The sequence below is a fragment of the Acinetobacter pittii genome, from assembly GCF_034067285.1.
GTDB lineage: Bacteria > Pseudomonadota > Gammaproteobacteria > Pseudomonadales > Moraxellaceae > Acinetobacter > Acinetobacter pittii_E.
In genome coordinates this window covers 1909582-1935672 of sequence record NZ_CP139286.1, presented here as the reverse complement: position 1 = coordinate 1935672, position 26091 = coordinate 1909582, and the positions used below count along the sequence as shown (strand labels likewise).

Below are 26091 nucleotides of genomic sequence, written 5' to 3'. Positions count from 1 at the left end.
AGATCATGATGACTGAAAATTTACAACAAAAGCTCAAGCATTGTAGTATCAGCTTGCTATTCGCTAGTATGGCCTTAACGGGATCTACAAGTATTTTTGCGAAAAGCCCAGCCGATCCAAACAAAGTTTTACGTTATGTATTTCCAACAGCTGAAACAGGTTTCGACCCCGCGTATATCCATGATTTATATTCTGCACATGTAACCACATCGATATTTGAAACTTTATATACCTATGATTATTTAGCAAGGCCGGCAAAGCTTATTCCGCAAATAGCAACCGCTATGCCAGAAATCAGTGCTGATGGTCTGACCTATACCATTCACATAAAAAAGGGTATTTATTTTACACCAGACCCTGTTTTTAAAGGTAAACCAAGAGAATTAACAGCCAATGATTATGCGTACTCTTTTAAGCGTTTATTAGACCCGAATTTACGTTCTCCAAATAGCTGGTTATTAGAAAACAAAATTGAAGGTATGGATGCGTTAGTCAAAGCAGCCAATAAGTCCGGAAAATTTAACTATGATCAAAAGGTAAGTGGCTTACAAACACCGGATAAGTACACTTTGGTGATTCGTTTAGTTAAACCCGATTATAACTTTCCTTTATTATTGGCTCATGATCCGACAGGTGCTGTGGCACGCGAAGTTATCGAAAAATATAAAGACAAAGCTGGTTATGTAATGGGTCATCCTGTGGGTACAGGTCCTTATGTACTGAGCAAGTGGGTACCAGCATCGCGCATTGTTTTAAAGGCGAATCCTGATTATCGCGGCTTTACCTGGAACTTTACTGCTAGTAGCCCTGAAGATCAGGCAATTGTAAAACGCCTTAAAGGTAAAAAAATGCCTCAAATAGGTACAATTGATATTCAGGTGATGGAAGAAAACCAATCACGATGGCTAGCATTTCAGCGTGGTGAGGTTGATATATTTCAGCTTGAAGGCCAACTGGTCGCAAAAGCGGTTAAAGATGGTAAGTTAAGGCCTGAGCTTGCTAAAGAAGGCGTGCAGTTATCCCGCATTGTTGATCCTGAAATTAGCTATATTTATTGGAATCTTAAAAATCCAGTCGTTGGCGGAATGAGTAAAGAAAAGATTGCTTTACGCCGTGCAATAGCAATGTCTCGTTCAATAGATCAAGAAATTAAATTAGTAAGAAATGATGATGCTCAGCGTCTACATTTTCCAGTTCCACCCGGTGTGGTGGGAAATGACCCTCAATATAGAACCAGCACACCATATTCGGTGAAAGCAGCAAATTTACTATTAGATCGATATCACTATAAAAAAGATGCATCAGGTTGGCGGACACAACCAAATGGGAAACCTCTTGTTATTGAGTATATGGCGCGTAGCGACAGTATTGGGCAACAAAGTGCTGAACTTTGGAAAAAGAACTTAGATAGTTTGAACATTCGAATGGTCTTTAAACCCATGCTTTTTGCAGACCTCATTCGAGCGCAAAAACAATGTGAAGGGATGTTTGGGTCTTCTGCGTGGATAGCCGATTATCCAGATGGCGATAATTTTATGCAGAATTTTTATGGACCTAATACACACATGACAAACTGGTCTTGTGGTTCTACACCAGAATTTGATCCGTTGTATCGCCAAACCCAACAAATGCAAGCAGGTCCTGAAAGAGATGCGCTCTATCGCAAAATGACACGTCTACTAGAAGTGTATATGCCCGCTCAAATCTCTTATGCACGTTACCGAAATATGCTGGCTCAACCAAAAATCATTGGATATAAAAAACATCCAATTTTACATGCTGAGTGGATGTATTTCGATATTGATACAAATACTAAATCTAATCATTAAGTGAAAAAATTGGAGATAAAATGAAAAACAACACACTGAAAATGATAACTTTATCTATGTTGACCATGAGTGTAAGTCAGTTTGCAACGGCAGAGACAACACGTCCTACTTTGCCATTACTGAAAGCACAACAACTTCCAGCATGGTGTGATGCAAATTTAAAAAAGATTCAACAGCAGATTACAGTCTTTGAAAAAACACCTGTTAAGAATAATGCAGCAGCGGCACCTATATTGGCAAAATGGGATAAAATTTTTGCCCATTTTGAAGATTTTTCAGGTCCGATAAGTCTATATAGTAATGTAGATCCAGATGCAAAATTGCGTAAGGCCGCAGAGGACTGTGAAATCAAAATTAATCAATTTCACACTGATATATTTCAAAACCCAAAGCTCTATAATTTAATTAAAAATACGCAAGCAACAGATCCAATTGACCAAAAATACCGCCAAGATATTCTCAGTCAATTTGAAGATACTGGTGTTCAATTAGAACCAGCAAAACGTGCACGAATGAAGGCTATTCTGGATGAGTTGACCAAACTCGAACAAGAATATGCACGTAACGTCCGAGATAATCCGGAAAAACTTGAGTTTACTCCTGAAGAAATGAAAGGGTTGCCTCAAAGTTATATTTCAGCATTGAAGAAAAATGCTAAAGGCAACTATTTATTAGGTTTCGAATATCCGGAATATCGTCCATTTATGGAGCTCGCGGATAATGATGATGCCCGAAAAAGATATCAAATTGCCTTTACGCGACGTGGTACTGAACAAAATTTAAAACTACTTACACAGGCAATAGATTTGCGTTATGAGCTTGCGCAGTTATTTGGAAAAGCAAGTTATGCAGATTGGGTTTTAAAAGACCGTATGGCTAAAACACCTGACGCCGTAAATCAGTTTTTGGCAGAAGTACAAAAAACTGTAGCTCCACTTGAGCGCAAAGAAGTAGAAGAACTGCGCGCATTTAAAGCGCAAACATTAAAAACGCCATTAGAAAAAACCGAGATCACCCGTTGGAGCGAAGCTTACTGGAGTGAAAAACTTCGTAAGAGTAAATATCAGATTGATCAGGAAAAACTTCGTGACTATTTTCCGACTTTAGCTGCTCAAAAATGGTTATTTGCTATTTCATCTGACCTTTATGGTATTGATTTTAAACCTGTCAAAGTGAAAGCATGGCAAAACGAAGTTGAATATTACGATGTAGTTGACAAAAAGACAGGAAAGCTTCTTGGCGGTCTGTATATGGATAAATTCCCTCGTGAAGGGAAATATGGTCATGCTGCGGTTTGGGGAGTATACGGTGGCAGCACTTTAACCAATCGATTACCAGTTTCAGCATTAGTCACCAATTTTAACCGTAAAGGTTTAAACAGTGATGAGCTAGAAACTTTTGTTCATGAATTTGGCCATGCTTTACATGGCATATTATCAAATACACGTTATGCCAGTCAGTCGGGAACATCCGTAGAGCGTGATTTTGTAGAAGCACCGTCTCAAATGTATGAAGAGTGGGCACGCCGTAAAGAGACTTTATCTAAAGTGGCTGATTACTGTGATCCAGCATGTCCACGTGTTGATGACGAACTCATTGCTCGTTTAAAAGCTGTACATAACTATGGTCGTGGTCTGCGTTATGCACGTCAGACTCTTTATGCGCAGTACGATATGTCATTGCATACTGCCGATGCATTAAAAGTAAAGCCTTTAGAAAATTGGCAAAAAATGGAAGCTGCTACAGCGTTAGGTTATGTACCAACAACAGAGTTTCCTGGGCAGTTTGGGCATTTAATGGGCGGTTATCAAGCAGGTTATTACGGCTATATGTGGTCTGAGGTTTTAGCTTTAGACATGCTTTCTGCGTATGGGGACAACCTTAATAATCCACAAGTTGGACAGCGTTACCGTCAAACCATTTTGTCACAAGGTAGCCAAAAACCAGCAGCTGAATTAGTTAAAGATTTTCTTGGCCGTGAACCTGATAACAAAGCGTTTTTTAATGAAATTACCGGACAACGGGTTAAATAAGGAATTATCACTATGCTGGCATATGTTATTCGGCGTTTATGGCAGATGATTCCAACTATGTTGGGGGTAGTCTTACTTATTTTTATTCTTTTTAACTGGGTAGGTGGCGATCCTGCTTATATTTTAGCGGGCAAGATGTCTAATCCTGAGCAGATCGAAAACATTCGTAAGCAGCTTGGTGTCGATCAGCCTTATTACGTTCAGCTCTGGATTTTCATTAAACAAATACTAACTTTTGATTATGGAGCGAGTTGGAGTACGGGTGAACCTGTTTCCCAAATTATTTTAACCCGATTAGGACCGTCGCTTACGCTTCTAATTCCACTGACTATTTTACAGACGGTTATTTCAATTATTTTAGCTTTGGCTGTTGCAGCGGTACGTGGCTCTCTAACCGACCGTATGGTCATGATGCTATGTACCATCGGCATGTCGATCAGTATTTTAGTTTATATTATCGTTTTTCAATATGTTCTGGCGTATCAGCTAAGTTGGTTCCCTGTACAAGGCTGGAGCGATAGCTTTACTGATAATTTATTTAAGTTTGCCTTACTACCGATTCTCATCATGCTGGTGGTGAGTATTGCACCGACTTTGCGTTTATATCGTAGCTTTGTGCTTGATGAAGTTAATCAGGATTATGTTCGAACAGCACGTGCTAAAGGTGTAGGTGAAAGCCGAATTTTAGGCGTACATGTGCTGCGGAACGCTTCAATTCCCATTATTACCGACGTGATGTCAACTTTACCTGCATTACTCATAGGCGCATTTTTAATTGAACGCTTTTTTGGTATTCCTGGGATTGGTCGAGAGGTGATTATTGCAGTTGAGCGGAGTGATTTTCCTGTTATTAAAGCAATTACAGTTTACATCGCAGCTGCAACCATGATTTTTAACTTGATTGCCGATTTGGTCTACAAAGTGGTTGATCCACGTGTACAGTTGAAGTAGGTGGGCTATGCTGAGCGTTTTATCAAAAAGAAAACAACAAACAAAAGCGGAAGCTCATTCATCTGGCCTGTGGAAACTTGCCATGCGACGTCTTCGGGCCGACAAGATCGCAATGTCATCGCTAGTGATTGTATTGTTTTATTTTATTATTCTGGTTCTATCAATGACAGGTGTGATTGCATCTGACTGGAATAAAGAGGTTGCAGTAAGTTATGCACCACCTACATTTATAGGCGCAGACAAGACAACAGGTGCAGGGCAAAATGCTGCGGTGGTTGATGAGGAATTACCAGAAAATCCTGTCGATCCCTTAAAAGATGTAATTCATCAACTTAAGGCTGAAATTAAACAAGAGAAGAGCTCCGACAGCGCGATTAATTATTATGGTGTTGTAGATCCATTAGCTGATGATATGAAGGCCATTGATCAGCAACTTGGTGGACATTTACTTGATCAGCAAAGTGAACTTAAAAGCACACTTATATTTGGAGCTGACAAATGGGGACAAGACGTCCTTAAAAAGACTATTAAAGGTGCTGAAACATCAATCATTGTTGGGGTGATATCCGCTTTACTTGCGGTAGGCATCGGTACACTTTTAGGCGCAATTTCTGGATATTTCGGTGGTTGGGTGGATGATATTCTCAACTGGTTTTATAACATTTTTACCTCAATTCCATATTTATTATTAGTTCTCGCTATTGCTGCTGTACTTCAACAAAAAGGCATTTTATCTATTGTTCTGATTTTAGGTTTAACGGGCTGGACGGGTGTTTATCGTTTAATACGTGCCGAATATATGAAACATACTGCACGTGAGTACGTTCTTGCTGCTAAGGCAATTGGCGTTGGACACTTCCGCCGTATGTTCATTCATATTTTTCCTAATGTCAGCCATATCGCTTTGGTCCAAATGTCAATTCTGGTGGTGTCTTTCATTAAATCTGAGGTCATCTTGAGTTTCTTAGGTTTTGGTGTGCCAGTAGGTGTAGTGTCTTGGGGGAGCATGTTAAATGAAGCACAAAGTGAACTTCTTTTAGGTAAGTGGTGGCAGCTTGTCGCAGCTTCTGTTGCGATGGCTGTTTTGGTAACGGCATTTTCAATGTTTACTGATGCACTTCGTGATGCATTAGATCCAAAACTAAAATAAGAGGAAATCCTAATGTCAGAACAAGAAAATCAGAATGCGCCGTTGCTGCATGTTAAAAATTTACGAGTGAGTTTTAAAGGTGAAGATAAACAATATATTGAAACCGTGAAGGGAATTAGCTTTGATATTCCTGCAAACACCACGGTTGCTTTAGTAGGTGAGTCGGGTAGCGGCAAATCAGTTACTTCTTTGGCAACTATGGGCTTACTGCCTGTAGGTCAGAGTAAAATTGATGAGCAAAGTAAAATTATATTTGAAGGCAAAGATTTGCTCAGCTTATCTCGTACAGAGATGCGTAAAATTTGTGGCAAAGATATTGCCATGATTTTTCAGGAGCCGATGTCATCATTAAATCCTGTTTTTACGGTTGGCAATCAAATTGCAGAAGTGTTGTGTTTGCATATGGGGTTGAGCCGTAAACAGGCCCGACAACGCGTTTTAGAATTACTTAAAGAAGTAGGTATTCCTTCACCTGAAACTAAAATTGATGCCTATCCAAATCAACTTTCGGGTGGTCAGCAGCAACGTGTCATGATTGCTATGGCGATTGCGTGTGAGCCTAAACTGCTGATTGCGGATGAACCGACTACAGCACTTGATGTCACGATCCAAAAACAGATTATTGATTTACTCGAGTCATTGCGTAAGCGCCGTCAAATGTCGATGCTTTTTATTACTCACGATTTGGCATTGGTCGGTGAAATTGCAGATAAAGTTATTGTGATGCGTCATGGCGAGATTAGAGAGCAAGGCGTGGCTGAACAGGTTTTAGAACAGCCTAAAGATGTATATACTCGAGCATTACTTTATTGTCGTCCGCAAATGTCACAACGGCCTTATCGTTTGCCTGTTACCAGCGATTTTATGCGTCAAGAAGACAATATATTGGTCGAACAAAGTTTTGACGTTTCAGGAATTCCCCAGCGTAAACGGGGTTTAAATGGCGATGAGCAAATCATCTTAGAAGTAAAAGATCTGAAAAAAAGCTTTTATAGTCGTAAAGGTCTATTTGGCAAAGAAGAGTTTCAGGCTGTTAAAGGAGTTTCTTTTAAACTTGCTAAAGGAAAAACTTTAGGTTTAGTCGGTGAGTCAGGTTCAGGTAAAACGACCGTTGGGTTGTTACTCATGCGCTTACATCAAGCCTCTGGAGGGCAAGCTTTCATCGAAGGTAAAGATATTCTTTCATTAACTGAAAAAGAGTTTGCTAAATATCAACGAAAGATTCAGATCATTTTTCAAAACCCATATGCCTCTCTTAATCCACGTTTTACCATTGGGCAGATATTATTAGAGCCTATGCAAATTCATGGTATTGGTAAAGATGATGCGGAACGTAAACAGATTGCCCTTGGACTGCTTGAGCGAGTCAATTTACCTGAGCAAGCTTATTATCGTTACCCGCATGAGTTCTCGGGTGGGCAACGCCAACGTATTGCCATTGCACGGTGTTTAACGCTAAAGCCTGAAATTTTGATTTGTGATGAATCGGTTTCGGCCTTGGATGTTTCAGTTCAAGCACAAGTACTAAACTTATTACAAGACTTACAAGATGAGTTTGGGCTTAGTTATATCTTTATTTCACATGACTTATCGGTTGTGAAATACATCTCTGATCAGGTGATGGTTATGAATCATGGTGAGGTTGTTGAAATCGCTAACTCAGATGAGCTCTATGCACATCCTCAACATGACTATACTAAACGATTATTGCAGGCCATTCCTCAAGGAATTCAGCACATCTCATAAGCGTAAAGTTATGTCGTTAAAGGCACTTTCTAGTGCCTTTTTATTTGGTTTATAGGGCAAATGCTTATAAAATATAAAAAGTAAATATAGAGTATTTTATTCTTGCTATGTGCGCTAACTTTAAACCTTTAACGCTTGCTCAATTGCAGCAACTTCAGTTACCTGAAGTTGGCTTTAGCTATGCCGAAGAGGTTTATCCTGCTGGAACAATGCCATTATTATTTAAATCATCGCAAGGCCTTGAATGGCGTGAAGTGATGTTTGGATTGGTTCCAAAATGGGCTGAAGCTACCAATATAGCAAAACATACTTATAACGCTCGTCATGAAACAATCTTCCAAAAACCGAGTTTTCAAGAAGCTGCGCTTAAATGTAAGTTCGGTGTGATTCCAGTGACCGAGTTTTATGAAAGTAAATATATAAATGATAAGCCAGAGCGGTGGGGTGTGCGCCGTAAAGATGGGCAAGCTTTTTTTATTGCAGCAATTTATGAAATTTGCAAAATAAATGAAACGATTATTCGTTCTGCAAGCATGTTGACCATGGACGCTATAGACCATCCAATGATGAAAGACTTTCACGAACCAGGTGACGTTAAACGATCAGTGATTGTAATTCCACATGATCGTTTGGAAGAGTGGTTAAGTTTAGAATCGCCTGACATTTCAAGTTTTATTGAGGGCTTTCCCGTCGAAGAATTTGAATGCTCTCATGTACCAAAAGAAAAAATTATAAAACCTACACCACAGTTAAGTATGTTTGACTAACTTACTTAAAACTAAGAGGAGGTTATTGATCTCAATTTGAATCAATAACCTCTATGTTTTATTCAATATTTTTACTTAATGTTTGTACTTCAGAATCTTCAGCCAAATAGGTCAATTCAATAGGCGAAATCACAAAAGTCGTATTATCTGAGGTCTGTTTAAATACGAAGCCATATTCAAAAGATTGGCTATTTTTACTTGGTAACCAGAATAGATAAGGACAACCTGTATAACTCCCATCCCAACCCATTTCTCTAGCTAAAGCCAAGGCTGTATCAGATTTCGCTATGATTTCTTTAAGTGATTCTTTATCTCGTTGAGAGACGTCACCATCATCATCTGCAAAGGTTTGTAGAAACTCAGTTAAGGGCTTAAGGTCTTCCCAGTTATGTTCTATTGTAGAGAAATGATATCCATATAGCATCATGTGCACTTTCTTCCATCTTGTTATTGTGTCTTTGAACATACCAAGAAATATATGAAAAGGAAATGGATAAATCTGGTTTAAGTTGTTTATTTTTCATAACTTATAGATTGTTTTTTGTACGGAATAAAAGCTTTTATAAACATTATAATTATTCATATTAACTATATAGCGTACGCTCAAAGCAGTGCTCGCCTAATGATTAAGATAGATTACTATTTTAGTAAATCAAACTGTTGGCGAATATTGAATTGTTCATAATTCACCTATAATAGAATTGAAACTATATCGAGCATATTTATGTTTATAACAACTACACGCCCACAAGATAACTTAATTAATCAACTTCTGCCTATTTTGGAACAGGCGAGCCAAATTTTATTAGAAGAATATCAAAACTATTCTGCGGGTTATGAGTTTACTATTCATGAAAAACAAGATGATTCACCTGTAACCCAAGCAGATCTAAAGGTAAATAGATTTTTACTAAAACATCTTGCAGAGATTACTCCAGAGTTGCCTGTATTGTCTGAAGAAAGTGATTATAGTGCTCGACATGAATGGTCTACTTGTTGGATGTTAGACCCACTCGATGGAACCAAAGAATTTATACATGAACGTGATGAGTTTACGATTAATTTAAGCCTGATTAAGGGTAAAGAAACCGTTTTTTCGGTTATTGCTGTGCCATGCGAACAAGTGGTGTACTTAGGATATCTGCAAGATTTACCTTTTAAATATAATTTTAGCCAAAAACAATGGTATCAATATCAGGTCAATTCAACTTCGTTAGATACACCTATACAAATAGGACTTAGTCACGGTAGTAAAAATCCAAAATACCAAAAATTTATTCAACCTATTGAAAAAGAACATCGCATTATTCGACGAGAAGCTGGGAGTGCCTACAAATTTTGTATGATGCTAGAAGGTGAAATAGATATTTATCCACGCTTCCATCCCACTTCTGAATGGGACACAAGTTCAGGTCAAGGACTATTAGAAAGTATAGGTGGCGGCTTACTTACTCTGGATGGTAAGCCTTTTGAATATAACCAAAGAAACACGGTTTTAAATAAGGGCTTTATCGCTTTTCGTGATGAGGAAAGTAAAAAAATAGCATTTGAAGCTTTAGCCCAATCAGGTGTTATAGATTGAGAGTTATGCCAGACATGTTATAGTGGCAAAGTATTGAAAAAAGATGACAAGATAAAAATGGCACTCGATTTATTGCCTAAAAGTATGTTTGAAGCAATTGATTTATTGCCCGATGCTTCAACTCCTGTAACCTTATTTACGCGCCATTCTTTAAGAGAACTTGTAGATGGGCAGGGCTTGGCTGGATATGATCTCCAACTTACTCCTCAGGGGCGTGAGCTTGCACAGGCATGGGGTAATTATTTAATTAAAAATACAGATCGTGTTATTCAGCATTGTATTTCAAGTCCAATACAACGCTGTGTCGATACGGCTGCGCTCATGATTGAAGGGGCTGACGATGTAAACCCTCAATCTAATACACATACGATTGAAATTATTGAGCAAGGTCTACTTGTTGAACCAGGTAGTTTTGTTTTGGATATAAAACAAGCAGCTCCTTATTTCAAAAAGCAAGGTGCGTTAGGTTTTATTAATAGTTTTGTAAATAATGCATTGCCTGGCATGAAACATCCGATTACTGGGGTTTTAGATGTACTAGAGCTTATTTACCGAACTCATCCTAAAACCCAAGGTGGCCTTAGTTTAGCCGTCAGTCATGACACGATTATTGCTGCAATTGTTGCTGTAATTTCAGGTGAGAATAAAATTAAGAAAGAAGACTGGCCTGAAATGATGGAAGGGTTATTTGTATGGTTTGAAGGTGAAGAGTTTCCAAATTGTAAATTAAAGTGGATTTGGAGAGGAAAGGCCTACGAACTGAATGTGGCTAAATTTCATAAAGTACTATAAGCTCAAAAACGATAGATAATAAAAAAAGCCCTATTGGGCTTTTTTTACATGTTCAAATTAGTTAGCTAACGCTTTAACTTGAGCATTTAAACGGCTCTTATGACGAGCAGCTTTATTTTTGTGGATGATGCCTTTATCAGCCATGCGGTCGATTACAGGTACAGCTTTTTTGTAAGCTTCTGTAGCAACAGCATAATCACCACCAGCGATTGCACTTAAAGTACGTTTGATGTAGGTACGAACCATAGAACGCAAGCTTGCGTTGTGTTTACGCGCTGTAACGTTTTGGCGCGCACGTTTTTTAGCTTGAGCAGAGTTTGCCACTCTTGCACTCCTTGAAAATAAGTTGGTCTGGGCGGGCTGTGGTCAATTCAGTAAACTGATGTAACCATCACCAGCCCGTAAACAAGTGCCATATTGTGATGAATCAACACCGTGAAGTCAAGCCTTGCGAGCATTTTAAGCGGTTTTAGGGGCTGCTAAAACGGTAAGAAAAGGTTAAATTTGATACAAACTTAAAGAGGGTTGGATAAAAAATGACTATAAGTGCTAAAAAAGCAATTGTGATAGGTGCTACTGGACTTGTGGGTTTAGCTCTTGTTGAACAGCTTGAGCAAACACCCGAATTTGAAGAGATTACAGTAGTCGTGAGAAAAGAATCACAACTACTTAATACATATAAAAAAGTTACTCAACTCGTTATAGAAGATTTTTTATTGCTCAATGACGAAGATGTGAGTGGACATACTCATGCATTTAGCTGTTTAGGAACAACATTAAAAGTCGCTGGTTCAAAACAGGCCTTTTACGCTGTGGATTATGAAATCAATGCTCATTTAGCAGACCTAGTGCAAGACAAGCACATTCATTTACTGCTTGTGAGTGCTCTTGGCGCAAATGCAAATTCTCTAATTTTCTATAATAAAGTGAAAGGACAGTTAGAAGATTATATTGAAAGTTTAGAAATCGAAAAATTATCTATTTTTAGACCGTCTTTACTGATTGGTAAACGTAGTGATGTCCGGTTTATTGAAGACATAGGGCAAAGTCTTTTTAAGTTTATTGAGAATAAATTACAAAAACCATTCAAATATAAGCCTGTAACTGCAGAGCAATTGGCCCATACGATGGTCATAGCGGCGCTAACGCAAATTGAAGCTTTTAAACGATATGATAATCTGAACATACAACAAACGTGATAATGGAGTATTTAAGTGTCGACAATACCATTTGTAACTTGTGATTTATTAGATGATAACCCTGAAAAAAACTTGCAGGTCGTAATTCCATCGATGGATGGAAAGTTCTTTCAAAGTTATGGGGCGCGTAAAACATTTGGAGGGCAGGTTGTAACCGTAAAGTGCTTTGAAGATAACTCACGAGTAAAAGAGTTATTAGCAACAGATGGTACAGATAAAGTATTAGTGGTAGATGGTGGCGCCTCTATGCGTTGTGCGCTTATGGGTGACATGATTGCTGAATCAGCGGTTAAAAATAATTGGAATGGTGTGGTGATTTACGGTTGTGTACGTGATGTTGATGCACTTGCAACTTTGGATTTAGGCGTACATGCATTGGCTGCAATTCCCCAAAAAAGTAATCGTAAAGGCATTGGTGAAGTAGATATTCCTTTGTATTTTGGTGGAGTCACAATTCAATCTGGTGATTTTATCTATGCGGATAATAATGGAATTGTGATTGCAAAAGAAAAATTAGTCTAATTCTCTCATACAAAGGAACGCATGATGGTGATTCATCAAATTAAAGTACTTCAAGCAGTTATATCTGCAATTGCCGAAGGTGGTAGAGGTGTTACAGGAACAGCATTTCCACAGCAACCTGTAAAAGCTTTAAAGCTATATGAATTTGAAGGTTCACCATTTTGCCGTCGCGTTCGTGAAGTGATTACACTTTTGAATTTGGATGTGGAAATTTATCCATGCCCTAAGGGAGGAAAAAAGTATCGATCAGTTGTAAAAGAAAAAGGCGGCAAATTACAATTTCCTTTTTTAATTGATGAAAATACTGGTGATCAGCTATATGAATCACAAGATATTATTCATCATTTATTTAAACACTATGGTAAGACAGGAAAAACACCTCAGAAATTTTCGAGTTACCCAAACATGCCTTATGTTGCAGTTGCAGGGACTATCTTAAATGGTGCTCGTGGAGTTTGGATAAATAAAAAAATTGTTGATAGAGCTGCGCCTGAGCAAAAACTTGAGTTGTGGAGCTTTGAGGCGAGTCCGTATTCACGAATTGTAAGAAGTCTACTCTCTGAACTTGAGCTTCCATATATTTTGCATAATGTGGCAAAAGAGAGATGGCAAGATATGGGACCTGCTATTTTTCGCTTAAAACCAGGGAAATATATACCTTTAAAAGATGGGAAAAGGGAAAAGCTATTGCCTATTATGCAAGGTAAAATGCAAGTGCCATATTTGGTAGATCCAAATACGGGAGTGAAGATGTTTGAATCTGCTCAAATCGTAAAATATTTAAAAAAGCAGTACGGACATTAATTAAGGTTAATGTGAGCAAGAGTTTAAGGCATTTTACTTAAACTCTTATGAATATTAGATTTTATGAAGGTATGTATGAAAAGAAAGTGAATATGCTAAATTAACGAGGTTAAATACCTAAAAAGGCATATTTTATGGAATGTATGAGAATTCAACCTGTAACGAGTGCTCCCGGTGAAAATGCATTATTTATTGTGTTGGGGCTGGCTCAAGGTGATTCTGTAATAGAAAAAGTAAAAGATTTTGCTGCTAATTTTTCAGCATTAACTCGAAGTCTCTTTAATCGTTATCCGGATAGTAAATTTAATGCTACTTTAGGTTTTAGCTCAAATGCATGGGATATTTTATTTCCAGAGCAAACAAAGCCCCAAGAGTTACAACCATTTCAAGAAATTAGAGGTCCGAAATATACGGCTGTTTCAACTCCAGGGGATTTATTTTTTCATATTCGTGCTGATCGCCAGACTTTATGTTATGAGCTGGGTAATATAATTAATCAACAGCTTGGTAAAGTAACGTATCCAATTGATGAAGTTCATGGCTTCCGTTATTTTGACGGACGGGCAATTATTGGCTTTGTGGATGGGACTGAGAACCCTGAACCCGTTATTGCAGCGCAGTGGGCATTGGTCGGTGATGAAGATCCTGATTTTATGGGCGGAAGTTATGCTTTTATCCAAAAATATATGCATGATATGGATAAATGGCGTTCATTAACCGATGAAGAGCAAGAAAAAGTGATTGGCCGTAAAAAGTTCAATGATGTTGAGCTCAGCGATGATGAAAAACCTTTAACTGCTCATAATGTTGTAAGTAAAGCTCACGATGCAGAAGGCAATGAACTTAAAATTATGCGAGCTAATATGCCTTTTTCGAATCCTTCTAGAAATGAATATGGCACGTTCTTTATTGGCTACTCGCGTAAATTTAGTACCACCCGACAAATGCTTGAAAATATGTTCTTAGGAAATGAGCAAGGTAATCTTGACCGATTACTTGATTTTAGTACTGCCCAAACGGGAACTCTATTTTTCGTACCAACTGTGGATTTTCTGGATGATTTAGGTGATGAGTAATCATTAAAAATAAGCTTAAATGGTGGAGGTCAATAGATTACCTCCACTATGTACATTGAAATTAATATGATGTGATGAAATGTTTAAAAAGTTAACACAACTCTTCCAAGGCTCGAAAGAGACACCTGAGCAAATTTATTTACAAGAGAATCAACTCAGGTTTGATTCCGAACATGGCCCGATGATTAAAAATGTCGTGATTAATGAAAAGTGGTCAGAGCATCTTGAGTATTTTTCAAATCGTAAACTACAGAATTTTGATAATCTACCTAAACTATTTCAAATTACGCCACAAATTAATGAAAAAATTGATTTAGAGATTGCAACGCAACGCTATGTAGAAAGGTTAGGAAATACAGAACAAAAGTTACTTGAGCTTAAAGTGGTTATACAAATATTAAATCAATATTACGTTTTGTTTTTGCGTGATAAATAATCATAGTTGATTGATTAAAAAATATAAAAATTAGAGCGAAGTAGTAGTTTGATTTTCAAAAAAATAACTCATTTCACTAAAAACATCATGCTACTATTGAGCTCATATCTTCTTAGCTGATAAAAGCCATATACATGTTTCAACAAGAAATCTCTCAATTGAATTTACAACAGCTCAAAGCCGGTGAAAAGCGTTGGGTAGGGTCGTTATTAGGTTCATCTGCTGCATTATTATTCAAAGAAATTGCTATTCAGCATTCATCTTTACTCGTGGTGGTGGCTCGAAATAACCAACATGTTGCTCAGTTAGAAAGTGAACTTGAATTTTATGGCATAAAACCGACAATTTTCCCTGATTGGGAAATTTTGCCGTATGACCGTTTGTCACCTCATCAAGATATTGTTTCGGAACGTCTCGCAATTTTATCTAATATGCCGCAAAAGGGTGTCTTGCTCATTTCAGCGAGTACTTTAGCTCAGAGAGTTGCACCATATTCTTGGGTTTTAGGTGAGCATTTTGATATTCATGTGGGGCAAAAATTTGATTTAGAACAACAGAAGTTACGGTTAGTACAAGCAGGCTATCATTTAGTAGACACGGTTTATGATCACGGTGAGTTTGCTGTACGTGGCAGCATTATGGATATTTTTGCATCTGGTCAGGATGCGCCTATCCGTATTGACCTGTTTGATGATGAAATTGATACATTAAAATTCTTTGATCCAGAAACGCAAAGAACCACCACAACTTTAAAAAGTTTTACAGTTCTTCCAGCGAAAGAGTTCCCTTTAAAAGAAGCTCGTTCGATTTTCAGAGACCGTTACTCTGAACTTTTTCCGACTGCAAATCCTAAGAAAAACCCCATTTATCAAGATGTTCTTGATGGAATTGCATCTCCGGGAATTGAGTTTTATTTACCATTATTTTTTGATAAAGCTCAAATGCAAGCTCAAAGTACACTGACAACGTATTTACCAAAGAATTGCATTGTAATTACAACTAGTGATGTGGACACTGATTTAACCAGTTTTTGGAAAGAAGTTTTCCGTAGATATGAAGATAGACGTCATAACGCTGATCAGCCAATTCTACCTCCTGATGAATTATTTATTGCGCCAAACCACTTGCTTAGTGCTTTAAATCAGTTCCCACGTATGCTTGTGAGTGCTGAGCCAGTTGAAGAAAAAGCTGGAGCTTTAAATCTCAAAGTTGAACAACCTCCTAAGCTGGCAGTAGATCCGAAAAAAGAAAAACCATTTGCGGTAGTTAAAAAATATATTGATGAAGCGAACCATCCAGTTTTATTGGTTGCAGAAAGTGCTGGTCGTCGTGAAAGTTTAAGAGATGGTTTACGTGCCAGTCTGGGAGATATTCCTAGCGTAGATAGTTTTGAACAGTTCCAGAAAAGTCAGTTTGCGATTGCGATTACTAATGCGCCATTAGACCGTGGTTTGCTTTTAACCGATCAATTGTCTGTTATTTCTGAAAATCAGTTATATGAGCACCGGGTAGTCCAACGTCGTCGTAAACGTCAGCAAGAAGTTTCAGAAGAGTTCTTAATTCGTAGTTTGACCGAATTAAGTATTGGCGCTCCTGTTGTTCATATTGACCATGGTGTAGGGCGTTATGCTGGGTTAATTACTTTAGCAATTGAAGGGCAAGATTATGAATTCTTGCAATTAGACTATGCTGAAGAGGCAAAAGTTTATGTGCCTGTGACTAACTTGCATCTTATTAGCCGTTACAGTGGTGGAGATCCGGACTTAGCACCATTACATAAAATTGGAACTGATGCGTGGAGTAAAGCAAAACGTAAAGCTTTAGAACAAATTCATGATGTTGCAGCAGAGTTGTTACATATACAAGCACGTCGGCAGTCAAAACCTGGTTTTGGCTTTGAAATAGATCAGTCGCTTTATATGCAATTTGCGAGCGGATTTGCGTATGAAGAAACCCTTGATCAGGCCAATGCTATTGAAGCGACGCTTTATGATATGCAACAAGCTAAACCGATGGACCGACTTGTTTGTGGGGATGTTGGTTTTGGTAAAACTGAAGTTGCGATGCGTGCAGCATTTGTTGCCGTGCAAAATGGTAAACAGGTTGCTGTTTTAGTACCGACGACATTGCTTGCTCAACAGCATTATGAGTCTTTTAAAGATCGTTTTGCTGACTGGCCTGTTCGTATTGAAGTGCTCTCACGCTTTGGTTCAAATAAAACGCATACGAAAAATATTGAAGACCTTGCTGAGGGCAAAGTCGATATTGTGGTAGGCACCCATAAACTTTTACAAGAAAATGTACAGTTTAAAGATCTAGGCTTAATGGTGGTTGACGAAGAACACCGTTTTGGAGTGCGTGATAAAGAGCGTATTAAAGCATTACGCGCAGATGTAGATATGTTGACGCTTACAGCTACACCAATCCCACGAACTTTAAATATGGCTTTTTCGGGAATGCGTGATTTATCTATCATTGCTACACCGCCAGCCCGTCGTTTAGCTGTTAAAACCTTTGTACAAGAACATACCGAAGCATCTATTAAAGAAGCGATTTTGCGTGAATTACTACGTGGGGGCCAAGTATATTTCTTGCACAATGAAGTTGATACGATTGAAAGAGCTGCTGAAAATATTCGTGTGCTTGTGCCCGAAGCTCGTGTGGCAGTGGCTCACGGACAAATGAGGGAAAGAGAACTTGAGCAAGTCATGCAACAGTTCTATCACAAAGAATACAATGTATTGGTATGTTCAACCATTATTGAAACCGGTATTGATGTTCCAAATGCCAACACTATTTTGATCGAAAGGGCTGACAAACTTGGTCTAGCTCAATTACATCAACTGCGTGGCCGTGTGGGGCGGTCACATCACCAAGCTTATGCTTATTTATTAGTTCCTTCGATAAAGCATCTAAAAGGTGATGCTGAAAAACGTCTTGATGCAATCCAACGTGCTTCAACTCTTGGTGCTGGTTTCATGTTGGCTACAGAAGATTTAGAAATTCGCGGCGCAGGCGAGCTTTTAGGCGAGCAGCAAAGTGGTTCAATGCAGGCAATTGGTTATAGCTTGTATATGGAAATGCTTGAAAAAGCTACTAAGGCGATTCAACAAGGGAAAACGCCGAATTTTGATGCACCTTTATCATTAACAGCAGAAATTAATTTACACATTCCTGCACTGATTCCAGATGATTATTTAGGTGATGTGCATCAGCGTTTATTATTCTATAAGCGTATTAGTAATACAGATACCCAAGAAAAACTCGACAATATCCGTATGGAACTGATTGACCGTTTTGGAGTTCCACCGCAATCAGTTAAACACTTATTTAGTGTTCACCAAATTCGACTGAAAGCTGAACAGCTAGGTATTACTAAAATCGATATTAATACCCAAGGTGGCAATATTGAATTCTCGCCTGATACACCTGTTCAGGCCATTAGTATTATTCAACTCATGCAAAAGCATCCAACCTATTATCGTATGGAAGGTGGTCAGCGCTTAAAAGTGATGGTTCAGCTTGAAGAACAGGAAAAACGAATTCAATTTATTAATGATTTGTTAGCGAAATTATTGAATGAATTACATGCTTAAAACTTGTTTTAAAGTGATTTCAACTCAACAAGAATCTTTTGTATGTTAATAACAGAATTTTATGCACGTTTTCTTGGTCTATTCGGGGAATAAGTGCATAAAATCATTGTTATTTGTAATCAAACCAGACACTAGCAATACTCACATTAAAACTGATGTGATAGTATTAGCCATTATTGTTTATTGTCATTTATAAAAGATATGTTTAGTTTGCATCCACAACTTGCTCAAGATACTTTTTTTGTAGGCGATTTTCCGCTTTCAACATGTCGTTTAATGAATGATATGCAATTCCCTTGGCTGATTTTAATCCCTCGTGTGCCGGGAATCACAGAATTATATGAGTTGAGCCAAGCCGACCAAGAACAGTTTTTGCGCGAATCAAGTTGGTTATCTAGCCAGCTATCTCGTGTATTCCGTGCTGATAAAATGAATGTTGCAGCCTTAGGGAATATGGTGCCTCAATTGCATTTCCATCATGTTGTACGTTATCAGAATGATGTTGCATGGCCTAAACCAGTTTGGGGTACACCAGCTGTTCCATATACAAATGATGTGCTGGCTCATATGCGTCAAACCCTTATGCTTGCGCTACGTGGTCAAGGCGACATGCCTTTTGATTGGCGCATGGACTAAATCAATGCAATGCCACATTTATATGAATGTGGCTACATTGAGGTGTGGAGGATAGGGTGCAATTAGAGAGGTTTATCGATAGAGAGCCTAAGCAGTTTGCATATTTTCATCGTTTGATGGGATATTCAATTCTGTCATTAATTTTAGTGATCTACGCTTTTACCTCACCAAATACAAATTATCAGATCTATATTCCACCTCTTTTTCTATTTCTGCTTTTTATTAGCTCGAAGTTAGAACACTGGCTTCAGTACCAATTCGATAAAAAAACTCAAAAAAGTGTTTTCTTTGCAATCGATGCAATTGTTGTAGCAGTTACTTTGGCAGGACTGCATCTTAATTTAGTGCCTACATTCATTGCACTTTTTGCATTGTTTTATTCAGCAATTAATAGTCGTATTTCTTTCGCAGTCATTTGTTTAACGAGTTTGTTAGGCGCGATTATTTTTTATTTAAGTACTTTTTTCCTATTTGGTTTTTATACATATTTTGAGCCTACTAGCCAAGAGTTGACAGTAATAACACTCCTTGGTTTGGTTATGTTTATTACCATTGGAAATTATTACCAGCATCGCTGGGTTAAAAAAATCAGTCAGCAGCGTCAACATTACTATGACCAAATGACCCGTTATATTGCTTTTGCTAATCAGCTAAGCCGTTATGCGCCACTACAGTTGTGGCAGTCTATTATGCGCGGCGAGGCTGAAGCAAAGATTGAATATAAGCGTAAAAAAATGACGGTGTTTTTTTCTGATATTCAGGGTTTTACAGAGTTATCAGAAACTTTAATTCCAGATGATTTAGCATTCTTGCTTAATGATTATTTAAGTCATATGACTGAAATTGCTAAACAGTATGAGGCTACTGTCGATAAATTTATGGGGGATGCTATCCTCATATTTTTTGGTGATCCAAATTCACAAGGTGTAGAACAAGATGCTAAAGCTTGTGTAGAAATGGCAATCGCTATGCGTCAGCAAATGAAATTGCTACGTGAGCGCTGGAAAAAAATGGGTTACTCAGCCTTACATATCCGAATGGGGATTAGTACTGGTTATTGTCACGTAGGGAATTATGGGGCAACACATCGCATGGCTTATACGATCGTTGGTCGTGATGTGAATTTAGCGGCTCGTTTGCAATATGCTGCTGAAATAGATGAGATTTTAATTTCAGATGATACTTATCAATTAATTAAGAGTGATTTCCTCTGTGCTCCTAAAACACCGATTTACCTAAAAGGTATTCAAGGTGCGGTAAAAACATGGCAAGTAATGGAGAAATATACAGGGAATAAGTCGGATCATCAGCAATGGTTTGACTATGAGTATAAAGGTTTCCATTTGGTACTTAATTTAGAAGAAGTACAAAACTATGAATATCCTGAGTTGGTAGAAGTACTTGAGAAGATGATTCAACGAATTAAAGTTCAACAAACTCTAGTAAATACTCAAGGTATTGCACAGTTGAGACTTGAAGACGAAGTTAAACCTTTAGAAATAGATCCGCAAGACCAAGTTTAGAGTTTATAAAACATAAAAAAGCTGCTTTAAAAGCAGCTTTTTTAATGACTCGATTAATGATTTTCTGAAGCGTGGTTGATTGTATATTTAGGGATCTCAATTTCTAAATCTTCATCAACAATTTTTACTTGGCATGAGAGGCGAGAATCTGGTTCAAGACCCCAAGCGCGATCTAAAAGATCTGCTTCAACATCATCCATTTCTTCTAGGCTATCAAAACCTTTACGAACTACTACGTGACAGGTAGTGCAAGCACATGACATGTCACATGCGTGTTCGATTTTAATTCCTCGATCAAGCAAACTTTGGCAAAGATTTGCATTTTGTTCAACTTCAAATTCTGCGCCTTCGGGACAAAATTGAGCGTGAGGAAGTACTTTAATACGGGGCATATTGATCACCTATACCTTTAGTTTGAATTTGACCAATCTTCAAGTTTTGTACCTTTTAAGGCGTGGTCAATATGTCGATTCATACGTAGTGCAGCAAAAGCATCACTATGTACTTTAAGTTGTTCTACAGCTTTTTCAATTGCTTGGATATCATTGCCTTCAAGTTGTACTTTAAGCGAATTTTCAGCGGCTTTAAGTGCTTCGAGTTGCTCATTATTGAGTAAATCAGCATCCACTTTCAAAGCTTGTTCTAATGCTTCAAGCTCCCGTTGGGCTTCAACTTTGGTTTCTTTTAAATGACGCAGATTTTTATCTTCTTCCGCGTGCTGGAAACCTTCAATTAACAAGCGTTCAGTGTCAGACTCTGATAAACCATAAGATGGTTTAATATCAATTTGAGCTTGAACACCTGAAGTTGTTTCACGAGCTGAAACCGTGAGTAAGCCATCGGCATCTACTTGAAAGGTAACTTCAATACGGGCTTGACCAGCAGTCATTGGAGGAATGCCATGAAGAACAAATCTTCCTAATGATCGACAATGCTCGACTAAATCTCGCTCACCTTGAACTACATGTATAAGCATGGCTGTTTGGCCATCTTGATAAGTAGTAAATTCCTGGCGACGAGCAACTGGAATAGCTGTATTACGTGAAATAAGACGCTCCACTAATCCACCCATGGTTTCTAAACCAAGAGAAAGAGGAGTGACATCCAAAAGTAGTGAGCCGTCTTGGCTGTTTCCAATTAACTGATTAGCTGTAATGGAAGCGCCAATTGCAACTACTTCATCAGGGTTAATTGTACAAAGTGGTTCTTGTTTAAACACATTACGAACTGCTTGTTGAACAGCATAAGAACGGGTAGAGCCACCTACTAAAACAACGTTTTGAATATCTGATAATTCAAGTTTTGCATCACGTAAAACACGTTTGCAAACACTGATTGTTTTATCTAAAGCAACTTGAATGATGCTTTCAAAGGTTGAACGATCAAGTGTTAGTTCGTTTTCAAGTAGTTTTAACTGAACCGATTCTTGTGTAGATAATTGTTCTTTTGCTTGACGAGCAGCCACAATAAATACGGCATAGTTTTCATCGCTTAGCGTATCAATGTTTAGCTGTTTTTTAGCCCATTTAACAATAAGACGGTCTAAGTCATCACCACCTAAAGCAGTATGGCCACCAGTAGCTAATACTTCAAAGACACCTTGTGAGAAACGTAGGATTGATACGTCGAAAGTACCACCCCCTAAGTCATAAATCACATAATTGTGATCTGTGGCTAAATTCGTTTCCTGATCTAAACCATAAGCCACAGCAGCAGCTGTTGGTTCATTTAGAAGGCGTAATACATTTAAACCAGCGAGCTGTGCAGCATCACGTGTCGCTTGGCGCTGAGCTTCATCAAAGTAAGCTGGAACAGTAATTACAGCACCATTTACTGGGTTTTGTAAGCTAGATTCAGCGCGTTCTTTTAGTTGTTTTAAAATTTCAGCTGAAATTTCAACAGGCGTTTTGCGACCAGAACGTGTCTCGAAAGCTGGCATCTCATTTTCAGAACCCACTAACTCATAAGGGTGTTGAAATTTGATATCTGCTTTTGAGCGTCCCATAAAACGTTTTACAGAAACGATTGTATTTTTTGGATCAGCAATAATGAAAGGCTTTGCTTCTTCACCATAGTGAGTGATATCACTTCCATAGTGCACAATAGAGGGTAGAAGTCTTCTTTCTTTTTCGTCGTTGAGGACTTTTGGTTTGCCTGATAACACTGTCGCAACTAGAGAATGTGTTGTTCCTAGGTCGATACCAATCGCAATGCGGTGTTGATGTGGGGCACTGGATTGACCCGGTTCAGCAATTTGCAAAAGTGCCATGAGTTAAATCCTTTGAATATAAATTGAAAAAAGCAAATTAAAAATCGTCATCTAAATCAAAGTTGTCTTCATCATCCAACAATTGATCTTCTGCTTTTTCAATATCGTTAAGAACGCGCTGAAAGAAACGTAATTTACGTACAGTATCTCGAGCTTCACCCCAGTCTTCATCTGAGTAATCAATTTTAAACTCGCGAACTAAACCCTCAATCCACTGAAACACTTCTTGTTTAAGAGTGCTTAAATGCTCTTGTGAAGTTGCTTCATCAAGTTGTTCACGGAGTTCTAGAGCTGATTGCAGAAACTCAAAATCACTAATAGATTGATCTAGGTGATGGTCTTGCTTTTTTAATGCTAGAAGATAAGCAGCGCGGCTATCTACTTGCGATAGAACTTTAAAAGCTTGATTGATTTCACTTGATTTGATCAACGCCTGATCTTTATCTTCTGCTTTATCTGGATGATATTGCTGCTGCAAGCTTAAGAAGCTAGATTTTAAGCTCGCCAAATCGATATCGAGTTCTACGGGTAAATTGAACAACTCAAAATGATTCATTAGAAAGGAGGTCCACGTTAATTAAATACATTAAAACAGTGCTATAAAAAGACACTGTTTTAATGAAAAGGATGGATGGAAGGAGAAGTGGTTTATACAGTGAAAGACTCACCGCAACCACATTCACCTTTCTTATTAGGATTGTTAAATTCGAACCCTTCATTAAGGCCGTTCTTAACGTAGTCCATTTCTAAGCCTTCTAAATAGACTAAGCTTTTTGGATCTACAACAACCTTAACGCCAAATTGTTCGAAAACTTGGTCATGCTCATCGATAGAATCAACAAATTCGAGAACATAAGCCAACCCAGAACAACCAGAAGTTTTCACACCCACGCGAATGCCTTCACCCTTACCTCGGTTTTTAAGGTAATTGCTAATATGAGTCGCAGCATTTTCAGTTAAATGAATCATGAAAACTCCAACGTTTACAATGGTAACAAATTAAGCTTTAGATTTTTTACTGCGGTAATCATCAATCGCAGCTTTAATTGCATCTTCAGCTAGTACAGAGCAGTGAACTTTTACTGGTGGAAGTGCAAGCTCAGTTGCGATATCAATATTTTTGATTGCCTGAGCTTCATCAAGAGTTTTACCTTTTAACCACTCAGTTACAAGGGAACTTGATGCAATTGCAGAACCACAGCCATAAGTTTTAAAACGTGCTTCTTCAATCACGCCGCTATCGTTTACTTGAATTTGTAAACGCATTACGTCGCCACATGCAGGTGCACCCACCATGCCTGTACCTACATTTTCAGAGTTTTTGTCTAAAACACCAACATTACGAGGGTTTTCGTAATGATCAATTACCTTTTCGCTATAAGCCATTTCGCTTCTCCAAACCTCGGGGTCAGCCTAAAATTAATATGAGGGTAAAAACACTAATTTCAATGAATTAGTGTTCAGCCCATTCAACTGTAGAAAGATCGATACCTTCTTTATACATATCCCAAAGCGGAGAAAGTTCACGTAATTTCTCAACAGCGGCTTTGGTAATTGTAAGCACGTGATCAATATCTTCTTCAGTTGTGTATTTACCAAAACTAAAGCGGATTGAACTGTGTGCTAGCTCATCAGATAAACCTAATGCGCGAAGAACATATGAAGGCTCTAAGGTTGCAGAAGTACAAGCAGAACCACTTGATACTGCAGCATCTTTAAGAGACATCATTAAAGATTCACCTTCAACAAAGTTAAAGCTGACATTTAAATAGTTAGCAACGTTTTGAGTTGGGTGGCCATTCAAGAAAACTTGTTCAAGATCTTGTAAACCATTCCAAAGCTTGTCGCGAAGCTTACGGATACGCTCTTGTTCTGCTTGCATTGTTTTGCCAGCAATTTCAAAAGCTTCACCCATACCTACAATTTGGTGTGTCGCTAAAGTACCAGAACGCATACCACGCTCATGACCACCGCCATGAATTTGTGCTTTTAAGCGCACACGTGGACTACGACGTACATATAATGCACCGATACCTTTTGGACCATAAATTTTATGAGCAGAGAAACTCATAAGATCAATTTTCATAGTAGATAAATCAATTTCGACTTTACCAGCCGCTTGTGCTGCATCTACATGGAAGAATGTTTTATTGGCACGTGTTAATTCACCAATCGCTGCTACATCTGTAACTGTACCAATTTCATTGTTCACCATCATCAGTGAAACAAGAATAGTATCTGGGCGAAGGGCAGCCTTAACCATTTCAGGAGTAATTAAACCTGTTTGTGGCTCTGGCTCTAAATAAGTAATTTCAAAACCTTGTTCTTCTAATTCACGACAAGGATCTAGAACAGCTTTATGTTCAATTTTACTTGTAATGATATGTTTGCCTTTAGATGCATAGAACTGAGCTACACCTTTAAGGGCAAGGTTGTCTGACTCAGTTGCACCAGAAGTCCAAACGATTTCACGTGGATCAGCTTTAATTAAATTTGCTACTTGCTCACGTGCATATTCAACTTTTTCTTCTGCCTGCCAGCCATAAGCGTGGGAACGAGACGCAGCATTACCAAAGGTACCGTCGAAAGTTAAACACTCCATCATACGTTCTGCAACTTGCGGATCTACTGGAGTGGTTGCTGCGTAATCAAGATAAATTGGACGTTTCATATCAAATACCTGTACCCGATAAAAGAGCTGAATCTGTGCCAGTCACATTTTGGCGTAATGCAACAGTTTGAACGTTGTCTCGGCTAATGAGATCGGCAAGAGAGATTTTTGCTAAATAGTCGGCAATATGATGAGAGAGTTCTTGCCATAAATCGTGAGTGAGACACATTGCACCATTCTGGCAGTTACCTTTGTGGTCACAACGTGTTGCATCAACGGTTTCATTTACGGCTTCAATAATTTCTAACACAGTAATTTCATCAGCATTTCGAGCCAAATGATAACCACCATTTGCACCACGAACACTAGAAACTAACCCATGACGCTTAAGTTTTGCGAATAACTGTTCTAAATAAGCAACTGAAATGGATTGGCGTGCGGCAATTTCGGCGAGCGTGATCGTTTGTTCAGTTGGCTGCAAAGCTAAATCAAGTAGAGCAGTCACTGCGTAGCGACCGCGAGTTGTAAGGCGCATGATTCGATACACATGTTAAGACTAGATAATAGGA

The 26091-nt window shown here is 38.3% G+C and carries 25 protein-coding genes; 16 read left to right on the top strand and 9 right to left on the bottom strand.

What is annotated here, in order from left to right; genetic code table 11:
- Positions 1 to 5: 5 nt before the first annotated feature.
- From oppA to SOI81_RS09035, 6 genes are all read left to right on the top strand, one after another.
- The gene (oppA, locus tag SOI81_RS09060; RefSeq protein WP_320540583.1) at positions 6 to 1829 is read left to right on the top strand and encodes an ABC transporter substrate-binding protein; all 1824 of its coding nucleotides are present in this window, start codon (positions 6 to 8) and stop codon (positions 1827 to 1829) included.
- Between the two features lie 20 nt (positions 1830 to 1849).
- On the top strand, positions 1850 to 3862 hold the full coding sequence (locus SOI81_RS09055; protein WP_239975644.1) for a M3 family metallopeptidase: 2013 nt from the start codon (positions 1850 to 1852) through the stop codon (positions 3860 to 3862).
- 12 nt (positions 3863 to 3874) lie between these two features.
- On the top strand, positions 3875 to 4813 hold the full coding sequence (gsiC, locus tag SOI81_RS09050; protein WP_016141171.1) for an ABC transporter permease: 939 nt from the start codon (positions 3875 to 3877) through the stop codon (positions 4811 to 4813).
- A gap of 7 nt (positions 4814 to 4820) precedes the next feature.
- Entirely contained in the window at positions 4821 to 5963 is a 1143-nt protein-coding gene (appC, locus tag SOI81_RS09045; RefSeq protein ID WP_239975643.1) for an ABC transporter permease, read from the top strand.
- 12 nt (positions 5964 to 5975) lie between these two features.
- Complete coding sequence (gsiA, locus tag SOI81_RS09040; RefSeq protein WP_239975642.1) at positions 5976 to 7709, top strand: ABC transporter ATP-binding protein; 1734 nt, start codon at positions 5976 to 5978, stop codon at positions 7707 to 7709.
- Positions 7710 to 7816: 107 nt separating this feature from the next.
- The gene (locus SOI81_RS09035) at positions 7817 to 8476 is read left to right on the top strand and encodes an SOS response-associated peptidase family protein (protein WP_239975641.1); all 660 of its coding nucleotides are present in this window, start codon (positions 7817 to 7819) and stop codon (positions 8474 to 8476) included.
- A 58-nt stretch (positions 8477 to 8534) separates the two neighbouring features.
- On the opposite strand, the gene SOI81_RS09030 is transcribed toward SOI81_RS09035, so the two are convergent.
- The gene (locus SOI81_RS09030; RefSeq protein ID WP_016141167.1) at positions 8535 to 8903 is read right to left on the bottom strand and encodes a hypothetical protein; all 369 of its coding nucleotides are present in this window, start codon (positions 8901 to 8903) and stop codon (positions 8535 to 8537) included.
- Positions 8904 to 9200: 297 nt separating this feature from the next.
- Here SOI81_RS09030 and cysQ point away from each other — a divergent pair, with 297 nt between their 5' ends.
- A complete protein-coding gene (cysQ, locus tag SOI81_RS09025; protein ID WP_239975640.1) occupies positions 9201 to 10058 on the top strand; it encodes a 3'(2'),5'-bisphosphate nucleotidase CysQ in 858 nt (285 codons plus the stop codon).
- A gap of 57 nt (positions 10059 to 10115) precedes the next feature.
- Positions 10116 to 10850 (top strand): histidine phosphatase family protein, encoded by a 735-nt coding sequence (locus SOI81_RS09020; protein WP_239975639.1) that lies wholly within the window; start codon positions 10116 to 10118, stop codon positions 10848 to 10850.
- Between the two features lie 57 nt (positions 10851 to 10907).
- Here the strand turns inward: SOI81_RS09020 and rpsT are convergent, their stop codons facing one another.
- Entirely contained in the window at positions 10908 to 11174 is a 267-nt protein-coding gene (gene rpsT, locus SOI81_RS09015) for a 30S ribosomal protein S20 (protein WP_002117906.1), read from the bottom strand.
- Between the two features lie 212 nt (positions 11175 to 11386).
- On the opposite strand from rpsT, the gene yraR reads away from it, so the two are divergent.
- From yraR to cyaA, 8 genes are all read left to right on the top strand, one after another.
- Positions 11387 to 12049 carry an NAD(P)H-binding protein gene (gene yraR, locus SOI81_RS09010; protein ID WP_320540582.1) on the top strand — a complete coding sequence of 221 codons (663 nt, stop codon included), beginning with the start codon at positions 11387 to 11389 and terminating at the stop codon, positions 12047 to 12049.
- 15 nt (positions 12050 to 12064) lie between these two features.
- Positions 12065 to 12571 carry a ribonuclease E activity regulator RraA gene (gene rraA / locus SOI81_RS09005; protein WP_224991800.1) on the top strand — a complete coding sequence of 169 codons (507 nt, stop codon included), beginning with the start codon at positions 12065 to 12067 and terminating at the stop codon, positions 12569 to 12571.
- A gap of 21 nt (positions 12572 to 12592) precedes the next feature.
- A complete protein-coding gene (locus SOI81_RS09000; RefSeq protein WP_239975637.1) occupies positions 12593 to 13375 on the top strand; it encodes a glutathione S-transferase N-terminal domain-containing protein in 783 nt (260 codons plus the stop codon).
- 143 nt (positions 13376 to 13518) lie between these two features.
- The gene (locus SOI81_RS08995) at positions 13519 to 14451 is read left to right on the top strand and encodes a Dyp-type peroxidase (RefSeq protein WP_239975650.1); all 933 of its coding nucleotides are present in this window, start codon (positions 13519 to 13521) and stop codon (positions 14449 to 14451) included.
- A 79-nt stretch (positions 14452 to 14530) separates the two neighbouring features.
- Positions 14531 to 14887 carry a hypothetical protein gene (locus SOI81_RS08990; RefSeq protein ID WP_239975636.1) on the top strand — a complete coding sequence of 119 codons (357 nt, stop codon included), beginning with the start codon at positions 14531 to 14533 and terminating at the stop codon, positions 14885 to 14887.
- A 134-nt stretch (positions 14888 to 15021) separates the two neighbouring features.
- Positions 15022 to 18483: a transcription-repair coupling factor gene (mfd, locus tag SOI81_RS08985; protein WP_239975635.1), complete on the top strand. Its 3462-nt coding sequence runs from the start codon at positions 15022 to 15024 to the stop codon at positions 18481 to 18483.
- Between the two features lie 201 nt (positions 18484 to 18684).
- Entirely contained in the window at positions 18685 to 19119 is a 435-nt protein-coding gene (locus SOI81_RS08980) for an HIT domain-containing protein (protein WP_002117900.1), read from the top strand.
- A 56-nt stretch (positions 19120 to 19175) separates the two neighbouring features.
- A complete protein-coding gene (gene cyaA / locus SOI81_RS08975) occupies positions 19176 to 20642 on the top strand; it encodes an adenylate/guanylate cyclase domain-containing protein (RefSeq protein ID WP_320540581.1) in 1467 nt (488 codons plus the stop codon).
- 53 nt (positions 20643 to 20695) lie between these two features.
- On the opposite strand, the gene fdx is transcribed toward cyaA, so the two are convergent.
- The 7 genes from fdx to SOI81_RS08940 all read right to left on the bottom strand — a co-directional run bounded on the left by fdx (position 20696) and on the right by SOI81_RS08940 (position 26057).
- Positions 20696 to 21034 (bottom strand): ISC system 2Fe-2S type ferredoxin, encoded by a 339-nt coding sequence (gene fdx, locus SOI81_RS08970; RefSeq protein WP_009387062.1) that lies wholly within the window; start codon positions 21032 to 21034, stop codon positions 20696 to 20698.
- Positions 21035 to 21051: 17 nt separating this feature from the next.
- Positions 21052 to 22911 (bottom strand): Fe-S protein assembly chaperone HscA, encoded by a 1860-nt coding sequence (gene hscA / locus SOI81_RS08965; protein ID WP_239975633.1) that lies wholly within the window; start codon positions 22909 to 22911, stop codon positions 21052 to 21054.
- Between the two features lie 37 nt (positions 22912 to 22948).
- Complete coding sequence (gene hscB, locus SOI81_RS08960; RefSeq protein ID WP_005076214.1) at positions 22949 to 23467, bottom strand: Fe-S protein assembly co-chaperone HscB; 519 nt, start codon at positions 23465 to 23467, stop codon at positions 22949 to 22951.
- 92 nt (positions 23468 to 23559) lie between these two features.
- Complete coding sequence (gene iscA / locus SOI81_RS08955) at positions 23560 to 23880, bottom strand: iron-sulfur cluster assembly protein IscA (protein ID WP_016141156.1); 321 nt, start codon at positions 23878 to 23880, stop codon at positions 23560 to 23562.
- A gap of 30 nt (positions 23881 to 23910) precedes the next feature.
- Entirely contained in the window at positions 23911 to 24297 is a 387-nt protein-coding gene (iscU, locus tag SOI81_RS08950) for a Fe-S cluster assembly scaffold IscU (RefSeq protein WP_002117907.1), read from the bottom strand.
- 67 nt (positions 24298 to 24364) lie between these two features.
- The gene (gene iscS, locus SOI81_RS08945) at positions 24365 to 25582 is read right to left on the bottom strand and encodes an IscS subfamily cysteine desulfurase (protein ID WP_016141155.1); all 1218 of its coding nucleotides are present in this window, start codon (positions 25580 to 25582) and stop codon (positions 24365 to 24367) included.
- Position 25583: 1 nt separating this feature from the next.
- On the bottom strand, positions 25584 to 26057 hold the full coding sequence (locus tag SOI81_RS08940; RefSeq protein WP_002117915.1) for an Rrf2 family transcriptional regulator: 474 nt from the start codon (positions 26055 to 26057) through the stop codon (positions 25584 to 25586).
- Positions 26058 to 26091 lie beyond the last annotated feature (34 nt).